The following is a 21,169-nucleotide window of genomic DNA, read 5'->3' as shown; positions in this document are numbered from 1 at the left end:
GGGTCCGTGGTGTCGCGGTCGGTGAGCGGGGGCGGAGTGAGGCGAGGGGCCCGGTCTGGGTCCCGCCCAGGTTCAGATCTGGCCGTAGCCGTCCAGGAAGCTGCCGATCCGGCCGACCGCGTCCCGCAGGTCGTCGACCGAGGGCAGCGTCACCACCCGGAAGTGGTCCGGTTCCGGCCAGTTGAAGCCCGTGCCCTGCACGACCATGATCTTCTCCCGGCGCAGCAGGTCCAGCACCATCCGCCGGTCGTCCTTGACCTTGAAGACCTTGGGGTCCAGGCGGGGGAAGAGGTACAGCGCCCCCTTGGGCCGTACGCAGGTCACGCCCGGGATCTGGGTGAGCAGCTCGTGGGCGACCTCCATCTGCTCCTTGAGGCGGCCGCCCGGCAGCACCAGCTCGTTGATGGTCTGCCGCCCGCTGAGCGCGGCGACCACGCCGTGCTGGCCCGGCATGTTCGCGCACAGGCGCATGTTCGCCAGGATCGTCAGGCCCTCGATGTAGGAGTCGGCGTGGGCGCGCGGTCCGGAGATCGACATCCAGCCGACCCGGTAGCCCGCCACCCGGTACGACTTGGACATGCCGTTGAAGGTCAGCGTCAGCAGGTCGGGGGCGACCGCGGCGGTGGGGGTGTGCACGGCGTCGTCGTAGAGGATCTTGTCGTAGATCTCGTCCGAGCAGACCAGCAGGTTGTGCCGCCGGGCGATGTCGGTGAGGCCCTTGAGCACGGCCCGGTCGTAGACCGCGCCCGTGGGGTTGTTGGGGTTGATGACGACGATCGCCTTGGTGCGGTCGGTGACCTTGCGCTCCACGTCGGCGAGGTCGGGCGTCCAGTCGGCCTGCTCGTCGCAGCGGTAGTGCACGGCGGTGCCGCCGGACAGCGAGACGGCGGCGGTCCACAGCGGGTAGTCCGGCGCCGGGACGAGGACCTCGTCGCCGTCGTCCAGCAGCCCCTGCATCGCCATCACGATCAGCTCGGAGACGCCGTTGCCGATGAAGACGTGCTCGACGTCGGTCTCGATGCCGAGCGTCTGGTTGTGCATGACGACCGCGCGGCGGGCGGCCAGCAGGCCCTTGGCGTCGCCGTAGCCGTGGGCGGTGGAGACGTTGCGGAGGATGTCCTCCAGGATCTCCGGCGGGCAGTCGAAGCCGAACGCGGCCGGGTTGCCGGTGTTCAGCTTCAGGATGCGGTGCCCGGCCGCTTCCAGCCGCATCGCCTCCTCGAGCACCGGGCCCCGGATCTCGTAACAGACGTTGGCTAGCTTCGTCGACTGGATCACCTGCATGCCTGGGAGCTTAGAGGCCGGTCACGCCCGGCGGCTCGTGTTCTCCGCCACTTGACCGCCTCTGATCAGCCGAAGGAGCGGGATGCGCGCGCGAGGTCGCCTTCTGACCGCCCTGCGGGTCACTGCCTCGGCCGCTGCCTTGTCGCCACGCCGGCCGCCGCCTGGGCCGCTGCCTTGTCGCCACGCCGGCCGCCGCCTGGGCCGCTGCCTTGTCGCCACGCCGGCCGCCGCCTGGGCCGCTGCCTGGCCGCCGCGTTGACCGCCGGATCGCCGCTGCCCAGGCGGCCGTCCGGGCCGCTGCCTCGCCGCCGTCCGGAGCGGGCCCCGCAAGGCCCGGCGGCCGGATGCCGAGAGCAGGCGTCCGGCAGGGCGGCGCCCCTGGCGCTGTGGCCGGAAAGGCGCCGGTGGACCTTTCGGCCACAGCGCTAGGGATAACCCGCGACCGCGTGAGGGCTTCTTGTGGCCGTCCCCTCCCGACACAACAATGCCCATGACAAACAGCGGCCGGAAGAGATCCGGCCGCCCGCGTCTGCCAGAGGGGACCCCCACACATGAACAAGCCTCTCCTTGCCACGCTCGCCGCCCTGGTGATCACCGGGTCCGGCATGGCGCCCGCGGTCGCCGCCCAGCAGAGCGGCGGCGGCGCCGCGAAGACGGCGCCCACCGTCAAGGCGGTCGACTTCGCCGGCACCGTGGCGCTGAGCAACTGCTCCGGCTCGGTGATCCGCTTCCCCGCCTCCGCGGACAGCGACCCGGCGCTCGTGCTCACCAACGGACACTGCCTGGAGACCGGCTTCCCGCAGCCCGGCCAGGTCATCGTCAACCAGTCCTCCAGCCGTTCGTTCGGGCTGCTCAACTCCTCCGGCTCCCAGGTCGGAACGCTGCGCGCCAGCAAGGTCGTCTACTCGACGATGACCGACACGGACATCACGATCTACCAACTCACCCGCAGCTACGCGCAGATCAAGAGCAGCTACGGCATCAGCCCGCTGACCCTGAACGACTCCCACCCGGTCGCCGGCACGGCCATCAAGGTCGTCTCCGGCTACTGGAAGCGGATCTACAGTTGCAACGTCGACGGGTTCGTGTACCGCCTGAAGGAGGGCGGCTGGACCTGGAAGGACTCCGTCCGCTACACCCCCGCCTGCAACACCATCGGCGGCACCTCCGGCTCGCCGGTCGTCGACGTCGCCACCGGCAAGGTCGTCGCCGTCAACAACACCGGCAACGAGGACGGCGAGCGCTGCACCGAGGACAACCCCTGCGAAGTCGACCAGAACGGCAACGTGACGGTCCGCGAGGGCATCAACTACGCGGAGGAGACCTACCAGATCCCCGCCTGCTTCACCACCGGCAACAGGCTCGACCTGACCGCCGCCGGCTGCGTGCTCCCCAAGCCGTAAGGGCGGCGGGGCGGGCGGTCACGCCGGAGTGCGGCGGACCGCCCGCCCCGCGAGCACGTCCGTGCGCCGCCCGTCCTCGATCACGAACCGGCCGTCGATCAGGACGTACGGGATGCCCGTGGGCAGCGCGCGCGGCCGCTCGAAGGTCGAGCCCGCCGCGACGGTGAGCGGGTCGAACAGGACGAGGTCGGCGCGGTACCCCTCGCGGACCGCGCCCCGGTCCGGCAGCCGCAGCCGCGCCGCCGGGCGCCCGGTCAGGTGCGCGACGCACTCCTCCAGCGACAGCACGCCCAACTCGCGGACGTAGCGCCCGAGATAGCGCGGGAACGTGCCGTAGGCGCGCGGATGGGGCTTGGCGCCCCGCAGGATGCCGTCGGAGCCGCCGGTGTGCGCGCGGTGCCGCATGATCGCGCGGACGTTCTCCTCGTGGCCGACGTGCTGGAGGATCGTCGTGCCGAGCCGGTCCTCGACCAGCAGCCGGCGCGCGACCGTCCACGGGCTCTCGCCGCGCAGCGCCGCCGTCTCGCGGACGGTGCGCCCCACGTGCCCGGCGAGCGCCGGATCGACGACCCCGGAGACCTCGATCGTCTCCCACTGCACCGGCACGCCGTGGCAGCCGTCCGATCCGGCCGTCTCCAGGTCGTGGCGGATCCGCTCGGCGCTCTGCGGGTCGTCGAGCCGGGCCAGCACCGCGTCGGGCCCGCCCGCGCTCGCCCAACTCGGCAGCAGAGCGGCCAGCGTGGTGCAGCCGGGCGTGTAGGGGTAGGTGTCCAGGGTGACGTCGGCGCCGCCGTCCAGCGCCTCGTCCAGCAGCGCCAGCAGCTCGGGGGCCCGCCCCCGGTTCGGGCCGAAGTTCAGGGTGGCGTGGGCCAGATGCAGCGGGCAGCCCGCCTCCCGGGCCAGGTCCAGCATCTCCCGGTAGGCGCGCAGCGCCCCGGCGCCGTAACTGCGGTGGTGCGGGCAGTAGTAGCCGCCGTAGGAGGCTGCCACCCGGCACAGCTCGGTCAGTTCGGCGTGCGTGGCGTACATGCCCGGCGCGTAGGTGAGCCCCGAGGACAGGCCGACCGCGCCCTGCTCCAGGCCCTCGGCGACCAGCCGCCGCATCCGGTCCAGTTCGGCGGCGGTGGCCGCGCGGTCCTCCCAGCCCACGGCCAGGGCGCGGACCGTGCCCTGCGGGATCAGATAGGCCGCGTTGACCGCGATGCCCTCGCCGCCGAAGCCGTGGTCGAGCCGGTCCAGATACGCGCCGACCGAGCGCCAGGTGAAGTCGGCGTCGTCGCCAAGCCCGTTCCATCCCGCGACGGCCCGGCGCACCTTCTCCAGCGTGGCGTCGTCCACCGGCGCGTACGACAGCCCGTCCTGCCCGATCACCTCCAGCGTCACGCCCTGGGCGGCCTTCGCGACGTGCTCCGGGTCGCGCAGCAGGGCGAGGTCGCTGTGCGCGTGCATGTCGATAAAGCCGGGGCAGAGCACCAGGCCCTCGGCGTCCAGCGCCCGGCGCGCCCGCGGCCGCCCGCAGCCGGCCGCCGCGGCCTCCCTGACGACGGACGTGATCCGGCCGCCCCGGATCGCCACGTCGGCGCGGTAGGAGGGGGCGCCGGTGCCGTCCGCCACGTCGGCGTCGCGGATGACGAGATCGGCTAGGCCGCCCCGCTCGACCGGATCCACGGCGCCTCCTAGAAGTACGTGCGGACGTAGTCCATGAAGCACGTGCGGACGGGGTCCGTGAAGCACGTGCGGACGGAGTCCCTGACCGGAGCCACGGCGCGCGTCCTAGAAGTACGTGCGGACGTAGTCCACGACCGTGCCGTCCGCCTGGACCAGCGGGATCAGCGGCCACTTGTCGAAGGACGTGCACGGATGGGAGAGGCCGAGCCCGATCCAGTCGCCGACCTCCACATCGGCCCCGGGCTCGGTGGCGAGCCAGGCGTGCTGGTCGGACAGCGCGGTGACCGTGACGCCGGCGGCCAGCCGCTCGACGCCGTCCCGGCGCACCGCCTGCGCGACGGGCAGGTGCAGGTCGTAGGCCGCGTCCCGCTTGCCGGCGTTGACGAACGCCTGCCCGGCGGCCGGGCGCGAGACGACCTGCGCCCACAGGCGGAAGGCCGACTCCAGCGCGCCCTCCTCGGGCACGCGGTTGAACGGGGTGACCTCGCGGTAGCGGCCGTCGTCGTGCGAGACGTACGCGCCCGAGCGCAGCAGCTTCAGCGCCGGGAGGGAGAGGGCGGGGATCTTCGCGAACACGTCGGCGACCGCGTCGAACCAGGCGCTGCCGCCCGCGCTCACCACGATCTCCTCCGCCCCGGCGAACCGCCCCGCCTCGTCCAGGCGGACGGCCAGGTCGACGAGCCGGTGCAGCCAGGCGGCCACCCGCTCCGGGTCGGCCCGCGGCACCTCGCCCTCGTACCCGGCGACCCCCACGAGCCGCAGCGTCCGCGTCGCGGCCACCGCGTCGGCCACGGCCGCGCCCTCGGCCTCCGTCCGCACGCCGGTGCGCGCGCCCTCGCCCGCCCCCAGCTCCACCACCACGTCCACGGGCCGCCCGGCGCCCGCCTCCCGCAGGGCCGCGTCCATCAGGCCGACCCCGCGCACCGAGTCGACGTAGCAGACGAAGCGGAAGGAGGGGTCGGCGGCCAGCTCGGCGGCGACCCAGCGCAGGGCGGCGGGGTCCACCAGCTCGTTGGCCAGGAACACCCGCTGGATCCCGAACGCCCGCGCCACCCGCACCTGGTGGGGCACGGCGAGGGTGATGCCCCACGCCCCGTGCTCGATCTGCCGCTGGAACAGCCGGGGCGCCATCGAGGTCTTGCCGTGCGGGGCGAAGGCCAGGCCGTGCCGGGCCGCGTACGTCTCCATGAGCGTCAGGTTGTGCTCCAGGCGCTCGGCGGACAGCGCGAGCACGGGCGTGGCGAAGCCGCCGGTGAAGAGGTTGCGGCGCTGGGCGGCCAGCTCGCCGACGGTCAGCCCGTCCGCGTCCGGCGGGAGTCCCTTGAACCGGTGGTCGACGCGTTCCTCGGCCAGGCGGGCGAGCGCCTCGGTGCCCATGAATCCTCCCTGATCAGCGATATTGCGTAGGGTGCAACGCTCGTTGCGGAGAACGTTTTCCGCTGTCTAGCATCTCGGCCAGACGAGGTCAACGAAACGCCCGCGGGTCTGACGCCGTTCGCCGGTCCCGCGCCCGCCGTCCCGGTCCGCACCGGATGCGGGCCTTCTGGTCCCCGGCCCCGACGGCGCCCGGGGCCCCCGCCCCCGAGGAGTCGCGAGCAGCGTGACCGTCACCGGAAGCTGCGACGGCGGCGACGGCTCCGACGCCCGACCCGGCGCCGCGGGGTCCGCGGGGGGCCGCGGACGGCGTGAGGGTGCGGAAGCGGCGGAAGCGGCGGATGCGGGGCTCGCGGTGAACTCGGCGGACGCGGTGGATGCGGGGCTCGCGGTGAACTCGGCGGATGTGGCGCACGCGGCTCATGTGGCGCACGCGGCGGATGCGGTGGACGCGCCGGAGGTGGTGCACAAGGTGCACGCGCCGGACGTCGTGGACGTCGTGGCGCTGGGCGAGTCCATGGTGACGTTCCTGCCCTCCCGCCCCGGGCGCCTCGCCGACGTGCCGTCCTTCGCGCGCGCCGTCGGCGGCGCCGAGTCCAACGTGGCCTGCGCGCTCGCCGCCGCCGGGCACACCGCCCGCTGGGTGAGCCGGGTCGGCGCGGACGGCTTCGGCGACCACCTGCTGGAGGCGATCGCCGCGTACGGCGTCGACGTCGCCTCGGTGACCCGCGACCCCGACCGCCCCACCGGCGTCTACTTCCGCACCGCCGGCGACCGCCTCACCGACGCCCACGAGACCGCCTACTACCGGGCCGGTTCGGCGGCCTCCGCGATGGCCGTCGGCGGCGTCGACGAGACCGCCCTGCACGCCTGCCGGGTGCTGCACCTGTCGGGCGTCACGGCGGCGCTCTCCCCGGGCTGCCGTGATCTGCTGCGCTGCCTCCTCGCCCCGCGGACCGGCCGCCGCCCGCTGCTGTCCTTCGACGTCAACCACCGTCCCGCCCTGTGGCGCGGGGAGGACGGCCCCCGGGTGCTGCTGGAGCTGGCGCGCGGCGCCGACCTCGTCTTCGTCGGCGAGGACGAGGCGGAGCGGGCGTGGCACGTCCGCGGCGGGCCGCGCGCCGTCCGCGAGCTGCTGCCCGAGCCCGCCGCGCTGGTGGTCAAGCAGGGCGGCGCCGGCGCCACCGTCTTCCACCGGGACGGCGCCGACTTCGCCCCCGCCCCGCGCGTCGACGTCGTCGCCTCCGTCGGCGCCGGGGACGCGTTCGCCGCCGGGTATCTCTCCGCCGTCCTGCGCGGGCTGCCCGTGCGCCTCCGCCTGCGCCACGGCCACCTGGCGGCCGCCGCCGCGCTCACCGTCCCCGGCGACCTCGCCGCACCCCCCGCCCGCGCTCTCTTCGACCGGCTGGCCACCCTCGACGAGGACGGGTGGGGGAGACTGCGACTCGGCCCGGGATGGACGCGCCCCGCCCGGACCGGGGAGGAAGGACGCACGCCATGAGCCAGACCGTCGACCGCGCGCTGAGCATCCTGCCGCTGCTCGCCGGGGGGCCCGCCGACCTCGGGCAGGTCGCCGGCCGTCTCGGCGTCCACAAGTCCACCGCCCTCCGGCTGCTGCGCACCCTGCACGAGCACGGCCTGGTCTACCGCCAGTCCGACCAGCGCTACCGCCTCGGCGCCCGCCTCTTCGCCCTCGCCCAGGAGGCGATGGAAAGCCTCGACGTCCGCGAGATCGCCCACCCCCACCTCGTCCGCCTCAACGAGCACTGCGGTCACACCGTGCACCTCGCCGTGCACGAGGAGAACGAGGTCCTCTACATCGACAAGGTCGACAGCCGCTACCCGGTGCGCATGTACTCGCGGATCGGCAGGCCCGTCGCGCTCACCGTCGCCGCCGTGGCCAAGCTGCTGCTCGCCGACCTGCCCGAGGCGGAGCGCCGCGCCGTCGTGGAGAGGCTCGACTACCCCCGCTACACGGCCCGTTCGACCCCCGGCCCGGCCGCCCTCCTCAAGGAGCTGGCCGCCGTGCGCGAACAGGGCTGGGCCACCGACCTCGGCGGCCACGAGGAGTCCGTCAACTGCGTCGCCGCGCCCATCAGGGGCGCCGACGGCCGGGTGGTCGCCGCGATGTCGGTGTCCGCCCCGAACGTCGTGGTCGGCGCCGACGAACTCCTCACGCTGCTCCCCTTGGTGCGCCGCACCGCGGACGCCGTCAGCGCCGAGTACTCCGGCAGATCCCCCGTGAACAGCCCCGACAGGACCCCCGTGAGCAGCCCCGACAAGGACCCCGTCAAGACTCCCGTGGCCGGCCCAGACAGGGACCCCGTCAAGACTCCCGTGACCAGCCCGGACAGGAGCACCGCATGACCGAGAAGACCGCGCTCACCCCCTCGACCCACTCCGTGCCGCCCGCGCGGTTCTCCCACGGCGTGAGGAAGGGCGGCGTCCTCCAGGTCGCCGGCCAGGTCGGCTTCCTGCCCGCCCAGGACGGCGAGCCCCCCGCGCCCGCCGGCCCCACCCTGCGCGCGCAGACCCTCCAGACCCTCGCCAACGTCAAGGCGGTCCTCACCGAGGGCGGCGCGAGCTGGGACGACGTGATGATGATCCGCGTCTACCTCACCGACGTGGACCACTTCGCCGAGATGAACGAGATCTACGACGCCTACTTCGCGGAGCAGGCCCTCACCCAGCCGCCCGCCGCGCGCACCACGGTCTACGTCGGCCTGCCCGCGGGACTCCTCGTCGAGATCGATGCGCTCGCCGTCCTCGGCTGAGGCCGGCCGCCGCCGCTGCGACGCCCGGTCCGGGTGAGCGGACGTGAGGCGTAAGTCGGCTTCTGGGTAACGAAGTCGGGGGCTGACTGTGCCGGGCACAGGATCGTCGACCATACTGCCCGCTGTGGAGCAGCGCAAAGGTTCGAGCAGCCAGCCCCTGACGAGCGAGCCCGTGACGGGCGCCGGGTTCGACCCGGCCTTCGTCCCCGGCCTCACCGCGCCCGCGACCCCGGCGCCGGAGAGCCCGGACGGCGAGGAGGCCGCCGCGGCGGCGCCGCGGGACACGTCCCCGTCCGCGTCCCGCGCGGAGGAGCCGCCGCCACGCCCTCACGGCGGCGCCGAGGCCGACGCCGTCGGGGAGGAGGATCCGGGCGAGTCCGCGGAGGAGGCCCCAGGCGGTCCCGTCTTCGAGGCCGCCGACCGCCGGGCCCGGATCGTGGCCGACCGCCGGGGCGTACGCCTGTCCCTGGACGACCAGCGGTGCGAGTTCGGCTGGGACGAGATCGGCGCGGTCGAGACGGAGACCCCCCGTTTCGGCAAGCGGTTCACGATCACCGTGCACACCCCCGACCGCCGCTGGTACCCGATCGAGATCGAGGCGCCGTCCCGGTCCCGTTTCGCGGACTGGGAGCGGGAGTTGGACGCGGTGTTGGACGCGTACTTCGAAGAGGGCCAGGAGCCCGGGGCCGCGGAGGGCCAGGATCCCGAGGACGAGGCGGAGGCGCGGCGCGAGCCCGCGACCCCGGACGGTTCGGAAGACGACTGATGACTGACGAGTAACGACTGACGGCCGACGACTGACGGCCGCTGGGTGACGGCTGACGGCTGACGGCTGACGTCCCGTCTTGTCGACGGCCGAAGTCATCGGCATCCGCCAGCCGTTCGCGTGCCTCGCGCCCTCCGCCGCACCGCTCAGCGCCGCTCAGCGCGGCTCAGGCCGTACGGCGTCCTCCGCGCCGTTCGGCGCCCGGTCCCAGGGACCGGGCGCCGAACGAACCGGGGGCCGCCGTCAGCCCAGGGCGTGCACGTGGGCGCCCACCGAGTTCGACCAGGCGTTGCCCGCCGAGGCGTCCCAGTTGGTGGACCAGGTCATCGCGCCGCGCAGGTCGGGGTAGCTCGTCGACGGCCTGAAGGCACCGCAGTTCGTCAGCTTGGTCAGGCAGTCCAGGGCGTTGTTCACCACGGTGGGCGAGACGTAGCCGCCGCCGGCGCCGCTGGGGGAGGCGGGCACGCCCAGGCCCACCTGGGAGGCGGCCAGACCGCCCTGCAACTGGATGCAGGCGAGGGCGGTGAGGAAGTCCACCGAGCCCTGGCTGTAGACCTTGCCGTCGCAGCCCAGCATCGAACCGCTGTTGTAGTACTGGGTGTTGACGACCGTCAGGATGTCCTTGACGTTCAGCGCCGTCTGGAAGTACCCGGCCGACGTCGACTGCATGTCGATCGTCTGGGGGGCCATCGTGAGGATCAGCGACGGGCCCGCCTTCGCCGACAGGGAGCGCAGCGCCTGCGTCATGTACGTCGGGTTCAGGCCGTTCTCCAGGTCGATGTCGACGCCGTCGAAGCCGTAGGTCTGCATCAGGGAGTAGACCGAGTTCGCGAAGTTCGCCGCCGAGGCCGGGTCGCTGATCGACACCGTGCCGTTCTGGCCGCCGATCGAGACGACGACCTTCTTTCCGGCCGCCTGCTTGGCCTTGATGTCCGCCTTGAACTGGGCGACCGTGTAGCCGTTCAGGCCCGCCGAGTCCAGGTTGAAGGCGACCGCGCCCGGTGTGCCGGTGGCGTCCGCGAAGGCGACCGCGATGATGTCGTAGGCGGACGGCACGTCGGAGATCTTCTGCACCGTCGCGCCGTTGTTGAAGTTCTGCCAGTAGCCGGTCACCGCGTGCTTGGGCAGGCCGCCCCCGCCCCCTCCGCCGCCTCCGGCGGCCGCCGTCCTGGCCGTCACCGCCGTCGACTTCGCCGACTCGCCGGCCGCGTTGGCCGCCGTGACCTGGAACGAGTAGGAGGTCGAGGCGGTCAGGCCGCTCACCGTGGCCGACGTGCCCGTCACCGACGCCGCCTTCGCGCCGTCGCGGTAGACGTTGTAGCCCGTCGCGCCGGTCACCGCGTTCCAGGACAGCGAGGCCGAGGAGGACGTCGTCGAGGTCACCGCGAGACCGCCCGGGGTCGCCGGGACCGTGGGCGCCGGGTCGCCGCCGCCTCCGCCGTCCGGGCCGAGGACCGACACGTCGTCGGCGTAGTACGCCGCCTGCGCGTACCAGCCGTGCAGGTAGACCGTCACCGAGGTGGTCGACGAGCCGGTGGTGAAGGTCGTCGACAACTGCTTCCAGGCCGCGGTGTCCGGGGTCCAGGTCGAGACGTCGGTCGTGCCGGTGCCGGTGGCGCCCAGGTAGGCGTAGCCGCCCTGCACCCACGCGCTCAGCGTGTAGGTGGAGTTGGGCTTGACCGCCACCGTCTGGGTGCATTGGGCGTTGTCCTGGCCCGTCGGGGTGGCCTTCAGCGCGGCCGCGCCGCCGTGCACGGGGGAGGAGACGGTCGTCCCGCTGCCCGCGGAACACGTCCAGTTGCTCAGGCCGGACTCGAACCCGGCGTTCTTGGCGTTGTTGACGTCGGCCGCCGACGCCTGTCCGGCGCCCGCGAAGGAGAGGGCGAGGGCGGCGACGGCGGCGCCGGCCCAGATGCGTCTGTGTCGGGACGTGCCCGGTGCGCGGTCCATGGGGTGCCTCCGGTGGGGAGAAGGGAGAGAAAGGCGGGAAAGGCGAGAAAGGGGGAGAAGGAGGAGAAGGGGGGAGCGCGGAGGAGAGCGGAGGGGGACGGCAGGGGCGGGGCGCCCGGCGGGGGAGGACCGGGAGGGGGGCTGCGCGGTGGCCACCGCGTGCCCCTAAGCTGGTCCAGACCAATTGAGTTGTCAATGGGCCCGGTGCGAACTCCCCGCCCGCGGCGGCGAAGTCAGCGGGGAAGCGCCGACCGTAGGCGTTCGGGGCCGGTCCGAATGCTCAACCTGTCCCGCTTTGGCGTGACTTGCGCGATCACAATTGCCGCTCAGCTACAGAATCGCTGTTTCTCCGGTCAGTGAGGCGTGGATACAGTGCTGAGGTAGTCACGCAGTGAAGTCAACTCGGTGCGCCGGAGGACCCACGGCGGACCGGCAGGCTCGAACGGGGGGCTCGCGTGTCCACTGCCATCGCCGTCACCGGCGCCGACATGGCGCTGCCCGCGCAGGACGAGCGCACCATGCCCGCCGTCGTCCTGCACGACCTGGACCGGCAGCCGCTGGAGCAGACGCTGGACGGCGTGCGGACCGTGCTCGACCAGCACGGGCACCTGATCGTCGTCTGCTCGCACGGCGCCGCCGACGGCGTGCTGCGGCGGCTGCGCACCGTGCGCTCCCTGCTGGAGAGCGACCGCATCGCGTTATACCGCCCGGGGCTGCCGCCCCTCGGAATCGCCGTCTTAGCACGCCAGTTGAGGCAGTTGGCCACCTGCGACCTCAGCCCCGGCGTGCTCGCCTCGGCGGCCCGCCTGCTCACCCACTACGTCCACTGCGGTGCCGTCCTCGGCTCCGTCACCCGCCTGGACCGGGTCCCCGTCGGGCTCAAGGCGCACGCCAAGTCCTGGGTCCCGGGCGCCCAGTTCGGCGTGATCGCCCACCCTGAGCCGCAGTTGGTGCGGATCGGCCCCGAAGCCGCCCTGTCCGGACCCGACTTCGGCGCCTGGATGCTGGTCGCCAAGGGCCAGCTCCCGTCGGACTGGGTCACCGCCTCCCTCGCCCCCTCCTGGAACGTGCTCGGGCTGCGCGAGGTCCCGCTCCCCGCCGAGTCCGCGCGATGGTGGGGCACGGCGAAGCTCGTCGAGTTCTGCACCTACCTGCCCGATCTCCCGGTCCTCTACCAGTTGGTCACCTCGGTGCGGCAGAGCGTCTGCCACTGGTGCGGCGTCGACGTGATCGGGGACCGCTGCGTCTTCTGCTCCGCCACTCCACCCGGCCACGACCGGCCCGACCGGCCGGCCGACGACAGCCGCACGCCGACGGGGTGACCCCGAAGCGCTCCCAGCACGCCCACGCATCCGCCCGAGCCCGCCCCGCCCCCTGATCCCGTCCGATCCCGTTCGATCGCGTTCCCGCCCGCCGGATCACGCTCGACCGACATCCCCAACGAGGTTGCACGGTTCATGAACTCCCGTCAGCGCCGCGGCGTGATACTCCTGCTCCTGTCCGTCCTCTGCGCGCTCGGCGCGTTCGCGGGCGTGCTCTCCGTCGTCAGCGACGTCAAGTCCGAGGTCGGCCCAGAGGTCACCGCGTACCAGCTCAGGACCAGCGTGCAGCCCTACACGCCGCTGAACACGGGCCAGTTCGAGAAGATACGGATGCCCAAGCGGTGGCTGTCGCCGAACGCCGTCACCGACCTCGCCCAGATCCAGGGCAAGATCGCGGTCACCGCGCTGCGCCAGGGCTCGCTGCTCCAGAGCGACATGATCGTGAACCAGCCCGCCCTCCAGCCCGGTCAGCAGGAGGTCGCCATCATGATCGACGCGGCCACCGGCGTGGCCGGCAAGATCACGCCCGGCGCCACGGTCAACGTCTACGCCACCTTCGCCGGACAGCGCGAGGGCGACCCCGCCCAGTCCAAGATCATCGTCACCGGCGCCCGGGTGCTCGACGTCGGCGAGATCACCGCGCTGGACCCGAACGCCGACGACAAGAACCGGCAGTCCGCCGAGACCGTCCCCATCACCTTCGCGCTCTCCACCATCGACGCGCAGCGCATCACCTACGCCGAGTCCTTCGCCCAGCGGGTCCGGCTCGCGCTGGTCGGGCCCGGCGGCGGCGCCGGCGTCCCCGCCCAGGACCGGACCTACGAACTCGCCAAAGACAAGTGAGAGGCGCGCACGGATGCCCACCAGGATCCTCCCGGCGGCCGGCGACGCGGACGCCCTCCGGTCCGTCACGACCCTGCTCAGCCAGCTCCCCGACGCGGAGCCGGTCACTCCCGTCGCCGACTCCACCCAGCTCGTCGACGCCCTCGCCCGGCTGGCCGCCGAGTCCGTGGACGAACTGCCCGAGATCGTGGTCGTGCACGAGCGGATCGGTCCGGTGCCGGCCCTGGAACTGATCCGCGAGGTCGCCCTGCGCTTCCCCGCCGTCGGCGTCATCCTCGTCACCTCGGACGCGAGCCCCGGCCTGTTCGCGGCCGCGATGGACTCCGGGGCCCGCGGACTGGTCTCCCTGCCGCTGAGCTACGAGGAACTGGCCAACCGGGTGCAGGCGGTGGCCCAGTGGTCGGTGGGCGTCCGTCGCCATCTCGGCCGCGGCGGCGACGTGTTCACCGGCGTCGGCGGACGCGTGGTCGCGGTCAGCGGCGCCAAGGGCGGCGTGGGCGCCACCGTGGCGGCCATCCAACTCGCCCTCGCCGCCCGGACCTCAGGGCACAGCACCGCCCTGGTCGACATGGACCTCCAGTCCGGCGACGTCGCCTCCTACCTGGACGTGCAGTTCCGCCGCTCGGTGGCCGACCTGGCGGCCATCGCCGACATCTCCCCGCGCGTGCTGGCCGACGCCGTCTTCCGCCACGACACCGGCATCGCGCTGCTGCTCGCCCCCGGCGACGGCGAACGCGGCGAGGAGGTCGCCGACCGGGCCGCCCGCCAGATCGTCAGCGCCCTGCGCTCCCGCTACGAGGTCGTCGTCCTGGACTGCGGCGCCCAGCTCAGCGAGGCGAGCGCGGCGGCGATGGAGATGGCCGACACCGCGCTGCTGGTCACCACCCCCGACGTGGTCTCCGTACGGGCCGCCAAGCGGACCGTGCGGATGTGGGACCGGCTGCAGATCCGCAAGGCCGAGGAGACGACGATCGTGGTCAACCGGCACACCCGCGCCACCGAGATCCAGCCCCCGCTCATCCGGAAGATCACCGGCACGGCGGTGGCGGCCACCGCGATCCCGGCGAACTTCAAAGAACTCCAGAGCGCGGTCGACTCCGGCCGGATGCACGAACTGGACGACAAGAGCACCGTCAAACAGGCACTGTGGGGTCTGGCGGCCGAACTGGCCCTCGTCAAGGCGCCCGAGGGCGACCGCAAGGGCGGCGGCCGGCCGCGCGGCGGCGACCGCGGCGCGGTGAGCTTCCGGCGGCGCAGGGAGGCGGGGGGATGAAGGCGGGCGCGAGGAAGCAGCGGCGTTCCCACGGCGCGAACCGCTGCGGCTCCGACAGCGGGCAGGTCGCGATCGAGTTCCTGGGCATGGCGCCGACGATCATCGTCACGCTGGTGCTGCTGTGGCAGTGCGTGCTGCTGGGATACACGTACACGCTCGCGGGCAACGCCGCGGACGAGGCGGTGCGGGCCGGCACGGCGGCCGATCCCGGAGGGCGGGAGGCCGCCTGCGAACAGGCCGGGCTCGACAAGCTGTCCGCGGCGTGGCGCAGCGGCGCCGCCGTGGCGTGCCACACGGCCGGCGGCTACGTGACCTCCGACGTCTCCCTCAAGGTGCCCGTCCTCGTCCCGGGCCTGATCGACTTCCCCGTCACGGTCCCCGGCCACGCCGGCGCCGTCGAGGAGGCGACCCACTGACATGCCGTCCGCCCGCGCCCGGCGCGACCGGGGCCAAGTCGCCATCGAGTACCTGGGGTTCCTCCCTGTCCTGCTGCTGGTCGCCCTGGCCGCCGTGCAGATCGGCCTCGTCGCCTACACCGCCCAGCAGGCAGGCACCGCCGCCCGAGCCGGGGCGCGCGCCGCCTCCCTGCGGCAGGACGCCCAGCAGGCGTGCGTCCAGGCCGTCAGCGGCAACCTCGCGGCCGGCACCGCCTGCGCGACCTCGGCCGGCGGCGACACGGTCACCGTCACCGCCAGCGTGCGCATCCCGTCTGTCATCCCGCTCTGGGACGGCGCCTTCGGGGCGGCCCGCAAGACCGCCACCATGCCGCTCGACCACTGACCCAGGAAGGCGCCCATGAGCCTCCGCGCACGCGTCAACTCGCCCGAGGAACAAGGCAGCCGGGGCGAGGACGGCCACCTCGTCACCTCCTACCGGGCGAAGCTGCTGGAGGAGATCGACCTCGCGGAGATGAGTTCGCTGGCCGCCGCCGAACGCCGGGCCCGGCTGGAGCGCGTCCTCGGGCACATCATCAGCCGCGAAGGCCCGGTCCTGTCCACCGTGGAACGCTCCCAGCTCATCCGCCGGGTCGTCGACGAGGCGCTGGGCCTCGGCATCCTCGAACCGCTGCTCGAAGACGCCTCCATCACCGAGATCATGGTCAACGGCCCCGACGCGATCTTCGTGGAGCGCGGCGGCCGCGTCGAGCAGCTCCCGCTCCGCTTCGCCTCCCACGACCAGCTCATGCAGACCATCGAGCGCATCGTCTCCACGGTCAACCGCCGGGTGGACGAGTCCCATCCGATGGTCGACGCCCGTCTGCCCTCCGGCGAGCGCGTCAACGTGATCATCCCGCCGCTGTCGCTGACCGGGCCCATCCTCACCATCCGCCGCTTCCCGCGCTCCTTCACCCTCCAGGAGCTGATCGGCTTCGGCTCGCTGGACGAGCACACGCTGTTCCTGCTAGCCGGTCTGGTGCAGGCGAAGTTCAACATCATCGTCTCCGGCGCCACCGGCACCGGCAAGACCACCCTGCTCAACGCCCTGTCCGGACTGATCCCCGAGGGCGAGCGCATCATCACCATCGAGGACTCCGCCGAACTCCAGCTCCAGCAGGCCCACGTGATCCGGCTGGAGTCCCGCCCGCCCAACGTCGAGGGCCGCGGCCAGATCAGCATCCGCGACCTGGTGCGCAACTCGCTGCGCATGCGGCCCGACCGCATCGTCGTCGGCGAGGTCCGCGGCGGGGAGTCCCTGGACATGCTCCAGGCGATGTCCACCGGCCACGACGGCTCGCTCGCCACCGTGCACGCCAACAGCGCCGAGGACGCCCTGATGCGCCTCCAGACGCTCGCCTCCATGTCCGACGTCGAGGTCCCCTTCGTCGCGCTGCACGACCAGATCAACAGCGCCGTCGACGTCATCGTCCAGCTCACCCGCTTCGCCGACGGCGCCCGCCGCGTCACCGAGGTCGCCGTGCTCGACAGCCACGGCAGCGAGCCGTACCGGCTGGCGTCCGTCGCCCGCTTCGCCGCCCAGCCCATGACGCCGGACGGCCGGATCCACGGCGCCTTCGAACACCATCCGATGCCCCGCCGCACCGCCGAACGCCTCTACATGGCGAACCAGCCCATCCCGCAGGCGTTCGGCGTCGCCCGCTCCACGGCCCAGCTCGCCACCCGGGAAGCCCGGTAGGCAGGGAGGAACCGTCCCCATGGATCTGAGCACCCTCGTCGCCCTCACCACCGGCGTCACCCTGCTGACCTGCATGCTGGCCGTCATCGGCCTGCACGTCTACAGCCGGGGCAGCGCGCAGCGGGCGGCCCTCGTCGACCGCCTGTCCCAGACCGGCCAGGTCACGGCCGGCCGCCGTCGCCGCTTCCGCACCCTCGACCGCCGCCTGCGCCGCACCCAGGTGGGACGCAGGCTGGAACTGCGGCTGGCCGCGACCGGCCTGGACGTCACCCCGGGCGAGTTCTTCGCCGCCATGCTCGCCGCCGTAGCCGCCCTCTGGCTCATCGGCCAGGCCGCCCTGGCCCCCTTCTTCGGGCCGCTCGCCGGACTCCTCGGCGTCTGGGCGGCCTGGCAGTTCCTCGCCTGGCAACGCCAGCGGCGCATCGAGAAGTTCATCAACCAGCTTCCCGAACTGGCCCGCATCCTCGCCAACGCCACCCAGGCCGGCCTCGCCCTGCGCACCGCCGTCGGCATGGCCGCGGAGGAACTGGAGGCCCCAGCGGGCGAGGAACTGGGGAAGGTCGCCCACCAGTTGGCGCTCGGCGCCTCGATGGACGACGCCCTGGGCGAACTCACCGACCGCCTCCCGTCCCGCGAACTCGTGGTGCTGGTCACCACCCTGGTCCTGTCCAACCGGGCGGGCGGCCAGGTGGTCAGCGCGCTGCGCAACCTCACCGAGACCCTGGAGGAGCGCAAGGAGACCCGCCGCGAGGTCCGCACCCAGCTCTCCCAGGTCAACATGACCTCCTACGCCGTCCCCGTCCTCGGCGTCGGCGCGCTCTTCCTGATGAACGGCGTCAAGGCCGGCGCCCTGGACCGCATGACCGGCTCCCCGTTCGGCCAGGCCGCGGTGATCATCGCGTTCGCCCTCTACGCGGTCGGCTTCCTCCTCATCCGCCGGCTGTCCCGCGTCGACGTCTGAGCCTCCACGCCACGACCGCCGCCACGACCCACGCCACGACCAACGGACAACGAAAGGAGGGGAGACGGGATGGGACCGCTGCTCGCCCTCGTCATGGGCCTCGCCGTCTGGGGCGCCTTCGCCGGCGTCCGCATGTACCGGGCGGAGGCCAGACTCCCCGGCGACCTGGCGCTCGCCCTGGAGGTCGGCGCCACGCGCACCGGCGCCGTGGACTCCGTCGTCGACCGCCTCGGCATGCGCTACGCCCCCGCCGTGCTGCGCCTGATGGGCCCGAAACGGGTCGCCAAGTACCGCCGCAAGATCGACCTGGCCGGCAACCCCGGCGGCCTCACCATCGACCGCTACGCGGCCAGGCGGGCGGTGTACGGCTTCCTCGGCGGCGTGGGCGGAGCGGTCTTCGTCCTGCGCGGCCAGTTCGTCGTGGCGGCGCTGCTGTTCGCGTTCGGCGCGTTCTGGACGGAGGTCGGCCTCTGGTCAGCCATTCGCGTCCGCAGGGACGTCATCGAACGCACCCTGCCGGACTTCCTGGACGTGCTCGCCGTCGTGGTCAGCGCCGGTCTGGGCTTCCGCCAGGCGCTGGACCGGGTGGCCTCCCGGTACGAGGGTCCCTGGGCGGACGAACTGCGCATCACCCTGCGCCAGATGGACCTGGGCATGAGCCGCCGCCAGGCCTTCGCCGAACTGCGCCGCCGCAACGACTCCGAGCAGGTCGCCATGTTCGTGACCGCCCTCCAGCAGGGCGAGGAACTGGGCGCGCCGATCGTCGACACCCTGGTCTCGCTCGCCAAGGACATGCGGCGCACCGACGCGCAGAACGCCCGCCGCAAGGCCGCCCGCGCGGTCCCCAAGGCCACCGTGATGATCACCACGTTCATGGTCCCGGCCACGATGATCCTCCTCGGCGCGGGCCTGATCCTCGGCTCCGGCGTGGACTTCGGCTCCGTCACGGGCAAGTAGCGGGGGAGCGAGGGGTGAGCAGGCCGCGGAAGGCGGGGGAGACAGGGAAGGCGGGGGAGGGGGAGGTGAGTCCGGCCATGACGAGCACGCAGGTCCGCGACCGCACGGGACCGCTCCGCCGCCGCCCCAGGACACCCGAGATCACCACCCCTCCGGCGGGAACCGTCCTCCCGGCCGCCCCGCTCCCGCAGGGCCCCGCTCCCGACCCGGAACGCATCCAGATCGGCGCGCTCCAGGCGATGTGCCGCCACGTCTTCGCCTTCCGGCTGGCGATGATCGCCCTCTCCGCCCCCTCCGCCCTGGTCAACGCGGCCCCCGGAGTGGCCACCCGCCTGGTCGGCGCGGCCGTCGTCGTCACCTTCATGGGCTCCTACGTCCTCTTCCGGGACTGGGAGCGCTTCGGCCCCCTCCTCCTGCGCCACCCCGTCCTGCTCGCCCTGGACACCCTCTTCAACTCGCTGCTGCTGATCGCGGCGGGCCCGGACAGCACCCTGGCCTACGTCAGCGTCTGCACCCCGCTGCTCGCCGGACTCGTCTATAGCTGGCGCGGAGCGGCGATCTTCGCCTCGCTCCAGTCGCTGATCCTGCTCGTCGTCTACGCGGCGACGAAGGAACTGCACGCCGATCTGGCGCGCTCCGCGCTGTTCCCGGGCCTGTGCCTGATCGCGGGCGCGGCCGGCGCCACCCAGCGCACCCTGCTCCTCCGGTTCGGCGAGGCCACCCGGACCCTGACCACGGTCCAGTCCCGCCTCGCGGTCACCGAGGCGGTGGCGGCCGAACGCGCCCGGCTGGCCCGGGAGATGCACGACTCGGTGGCCAAGACCCTGCACGGCGTGGCCCTCGCCGCCGAGGGCCTCGCGGGCACGGCGACCGTCGACCGCATGGACCCGGACCTGGTCGAGCGGCAGGCGCACCTGGTCGCCCGCTCGGCACGCCGAGCCGCAGCCGAGGCACGCGAACTGCTCACCGACCTGCGGCGCGAGCACGACCCGTGCCACGGCGCCGACGTGCTGGTCGAACTCGCGGCGCATGTACAGGACTTCACCGCCCGTACGGGCGTGCCGGCCGTCTACCGCCCGACGGGCGAGCACGACGTGCCGCCGGTCCCGCCCGCGGTGGCCCGCCAACTCCTCGTCATCGCCTCGGAAGCCATGGAGAACGCCCACCGCCACGCGGCGCCGACCCGTGTCGACGTCCGCGCGGGCGTGCACGGCGACCTGCTGCGCATCAGCGTCTACGACGACGGCAGCGGCCTGCCCCCCGGCACCACACTGGAACAGCTCCGCCGCACGGGCCACTTCGGCCTGGTCGGCATGGTCGAACGGGCCGCCTCGGTGGGCGCCCGCATCCGCATCGGCCGGGGCAGCCGTCCGAAAGGGACGGAAGTACGCCTGGAACTCCCGCTCGCCGCCCTGCCGACCGCCCCGCACCCCCGTCCTGAGAGGAGGCACCACTGATGCAGGACCCCTTCGAGGACCTTCCCGCGACGGCGCCGACCGCGCCCCTGCGGATCGTGGTCGCCGACGACAACCCGGTGGTCCGCGCCGGGCTGACCGCGCTGCTCTCCGGCCGCGCCGACATCGTCGTGGTCGCGGAGGCGGCGGACGGCCGCGCCGCCTGGGAGGCCGCCCACCGCCACCGGCCGGACGTCGTCCTGCTCGACGTCCGCATGCCCGGCGTGGACGGCATCTCCGCGCTGCCGTACCTGGTGCCGTTCGCCCCGGTGATGATGCTGACCTACAGCAGGGAGGCCGAGATCGTCCAGGAGGCGCTGCGCCGGGGCGCGGTCGGCTACCTGGTCCACGGCGAGTTCACGGCCGGCCAACTGGTCGCGGCGATACGGGACGTCAAGGAGGGCCGGGCGCACTTCACGCCGACGGCGGCGGGGGCGCTGCTGGCGCAGTTGCGGCAGGCCGGGGCGGCGGAGTCGAAAGCGGCGGGTGCGGCGGGAGCGGCGGGTGCGCGCCTGCCGGAGGGCCTGGGAAGTGCGAATGCACACGACGCAGAGCCGTCAACTTCATTACATCGAGCGAATTCTGCGCAGTCACCTTCACGTTTGCAACCAAACGTGGGACAGTCGTCTTCTGGGTGGACGGGGGGCCGGTCGGCCGCCGTCGACAGGTCGAGGTTCCTGCTCAGCGCGAGGGAGGCGGAGATCATGGACCTCATCGCGTCCGGGATGACGAACCAGCAGATCGCCGCTGCCTGCTTCATCAGCGAGAAGACCGTCAAGAACCACATCAACCGCATCTTCGCCAAGCTGCACAGCACCAGCCGCTCCGAGGCGGCCGCGAAGTGGCTGGGCACGTCGCCTGACTCCTCGCGCCAAGGGCCGAGGTGATCTGACGTGACGGCACGGGCGAGGCGCGGCCGGTCCTCCCTTTGGGCCCGGGATTGGGCCCAGGGACCCTCTGGCCGACGGGACGTTCCGGCATACGGTGCGGCTGCCGCGAGCGGCACG

At 73.1% G+C, this 21,169-nt stretch carries 19 protein-coding genes; 15 read left to right on the top strand and 4 right to left on the bottom strand.

The window, feature by feature from the left end:
• Positions 1-72: 72 nt before the first annotated feature.
• Complete coding sequence (locus ABZ861_RS01840) at positions 73-1,284, bottom strand: pyridoxal phosphate-dependent aminotransferase (protein ID WP_361621966.1); 1,212 nt, start codon at positions 1,282-1,284, stop codon at positions 73-75.
• A 551-nt stretch (positions 1,285-1,835) separates the two neighbouring features.
• Between ABZ861_RS01840 and ABZ861_RS01835 the strand changes: the two genes are divergently transcribed.
• On the top strand, positions 1,836-2,687 hold the full coding sequence (locus ABZ861_RS01835; protein ID WP_361621963.1) for a serine protease: 852 nt from the start codon (positions 1,836-1,838) through the stop codon (positions 2,685-2,687).
• 18 nt (positions 2,688-2,705) lie between these two features.
• Here ABZ861_RS01835 and ABZ861_RS01830 read toward each other — a convergent pair whose 3' ends face one another.
• Positions 2,706-4,355 (bottom strand): D-aminoacylase, encoded by a 1,650-nt coding sequence (locus ABZ861_RS01830; RefSeq protein WP_361621960.1) that lies wholly within the window; start codon positions 4,353-4,355, stop codon positions 2,706-2,708.
• A gap of 105 nt (positions 4,356-4,460) precedes the next feature.
• Entirely contained in the window at positions 4,461-5,732 is a 1,272-nt protein-coding gene (locus ABZ861_RS01825) for an amino acid deaminase (protein WP_361621957.1), read from the bottom strand.
• 457 nt (positions 5,733-6,189) lie between these two features.
• Between ABZ861_RS01825 and ABZ861_RS01820 the strand changes: the two genes are divergently transcribed.
• From ABZ861_RS01820 to ABZ861_RS01805, 4 genes are all read left to right on the top strand, one after another.
• Positions 6,190-7,230 carry a sugar kinase gene (locus ABZ861_RS01820; RefSeq protein ID WP_361622446.1) on the top strand — a complete coding sequence of 347 codons (1,041 nt, stop codon included), beginning with the start codon at positions 6,190-6,192 and terminating at the stop codon, positions 7,228-7,230.
• Entirely contained in the window at positions 7,227-8,096 is an 870-nt protein-coding gene (locus ABZ861_RS01815) for an IclR family transcriptional regulator (RefSeq protein ID WP_361621954.1), read from the top strand. The genes ABZ861_RS01820 and ABZ861_RS01815 overlap by 4 nt, the downstream gene beginning before the upstream one ends.
• Positions 8,093-8,503 carry a RidA family protein gene (locus ABZ861_RS01810; RefSeq protein ID WP_361621951.1) on the top strand — a complete coding sequence of 137 codons (411 nt, stop codon included), beginning with the start codon at positions 8,093-8,095 and terminating at the stop codon, positions 8,501-8,503. The genes ABZ861_RS01815 and ABZ861_RS01810 overlap by 4 nt, the downstream gene beginning before the upstream one ends.
• Before the next feature lie 124 nt (positions 8,504-8,627).
• Positions 8,628-9,269: a hypothetical protein gene (locus ABZ861_RS01805; RefSeq protein ID WP_361621948.1), complete on the top strand. Its 642-nt coding sequence runs from the start codon at positions 8,628-8,630 to the stop codon at positions 9,267-9,269.
• 243 nt (positions 9,270-9,512) lie between these two features.
• Here ABZ861_RS01805 and ABZ861_RS01800 read toward each other — a convergent pair whose 3' ends face one another.
• Positions 9,513-11,219 (bottom strand): glycoside hydrolase family 18 protein, encoded by a 1,707-nt coding sequence (locus ABZ861_RS01800; protein ID WP_361621945.1) that lies wholly within the window; start codon positions 11,217-11,219, stop codon positions 9,513-9,515.
• A 488-nt stretch (positions 11,220-11,707) separates the two neighbouring features.
• On the opposite strand from ABZ861_RS01800, the gene ABZ861_RS01795 reads away from it, so the two are divergent.
• The 10 genes from ABZ861_RS01795 (at position 11,708) to ABZ861_RS01750 (ending at position 21,049) form a co-directional block, all read left to right on the top strand.
• The gene (locus ABZ861_RS01795; RefSeq protein WP_361622443.1) at positions 11,708-12,541 is read left to right on the top strand and encodes a hypothetical protein; all 834 of its coding nucleotides are present in this window, start codon (positions 11,708-11,710) and stop codon (positions 12,539-12,541) included.
• 135 nt (positions 12,542-12,676) lie between these two features.
• Positions 12,677-13,384 (top strand): Flp pilus assembly protein CpaB, encoded by a 708-nt coding sequence (gene cpaB, locus ABZ861_RS01790; protein WP_361621942.1) that lies wholly within the window; start codon positions 12,677-12,679, stop codon positions 13,382-13,384.
• A gap of 13 nt (positions 13,385-13,397) precedes the next feature.
• Positions 13,398-14,657 carry an AAA family ATPase gene (locus ABZ861_RS01785; RefSeq protein ID WP_361621939.1) on the top strand — a complete coding sequence of 420 codons (1,260 nt, stop codon included), beginning with the start codon at positions 13,398-13,400 and terminating at the stop codon, positions 14,655-14,657.
• On the top strand, positions 14,654-15,073 hold the full coding sequence (locus tag ABZ861_RS01780; RefSeq protein WP_361621936.1) for a TadE family protein: 420 nt from the start codon (positions 14,654-14,656) through the stop codon (positions 15,071-15,073). Before ABZ861_RS01785 ends, ABZ861_RS01780 begins: the two co-directional genes overlap by 4 nt.
• A 1-nt stretch (position 15,074) precedes the next feature.
• Positions 15,075-15,437 (top strand): TadE/TadG family type IV pilus assembly protein, encoded by a 363-nt coding sequence (locus tag ABZ861_RS01775; RefSeq protein WP_361621933.1) that lies wholly within the window; start codon positions 15,075-15,077, stop codon positions 15,435-15,437.
• Positions 15,438-15,452: 15 nt separating this feature from the next.
• Complete coding sequence (locus tag ABZ861_RS01770; RefSeq protein ID WP_361621930.1) at positions 15,453-16,790, top strand: CpaF family protein; 1,338 nt, start codon at positions 15,453-15,455, stop codon at positions 16,788-16,790.
• A 19-nt stretch (positions 16,791-16,809) separates the two neighbouring features.
• A complete protein-coding gene (locus ABZ861_RS01765) occupies positions 16,810-17,751 on the top strand; it encodes a type II secretion system F family protein (RefSeq protein ID WP_361621927.1) in 942 nt (313 codons plus the stop codon).
• A 69-nt stretch (positions 17,752-17,820) separates the two neighbouring features.
• Positions 17,821-18,708 (top strand): DUF5936 domain-containing protein, encoded by an 888-nt coding sequence (locus tag ABZ861_RS01760; RefSeq protein WP_361621924.1) that lies wholly within the window; start codon positions 17,821-17,823, stop codon positions 18,706-18,708.
• Positions 18,709-18,785: 77 nt separating this feature from the next.
• On the top strand, positions 18,786-20,165 hold the full coding sequence (locus ABZ861_RS01755; RefSeq protein WP_361621921.1) for a histidine kinase: 1,380 nt from the start codon (positions 18,786-18,788) through the stop codon (positions 20,163-20,165).
• Positions 20,165-21,049, top strand: coding sequence for a response regulator transcription factor (locus tag ABZ861_RS01750; RefSeq protein WP_361621918.1), 885 nt, complete (start codon positions 20,165-20,167; stop codon positions 21,047-21,049). Before ABZ861_RS01755 ends, ABZ861_RS01750 begins: the two co-directional genes overlap by 1 nt.
• The last annotated feature ends 120 nt before the right edge of the window (positions 21,050-21,169 follow it).

This window comes from Streptomyces sp. NPDC046985, assembly GCF_040644415.1.
Lineage (GTDB): Bacteria > Actinomycetota > Actinomycetes > Streptomycetales > Streptomycetaceae > Streptomyces.
The sequence above is the reverse complement of the archived record's forward strand: the minus strand, read 5'-3'. Positions and strand labels throughout refer to the sequence as shown.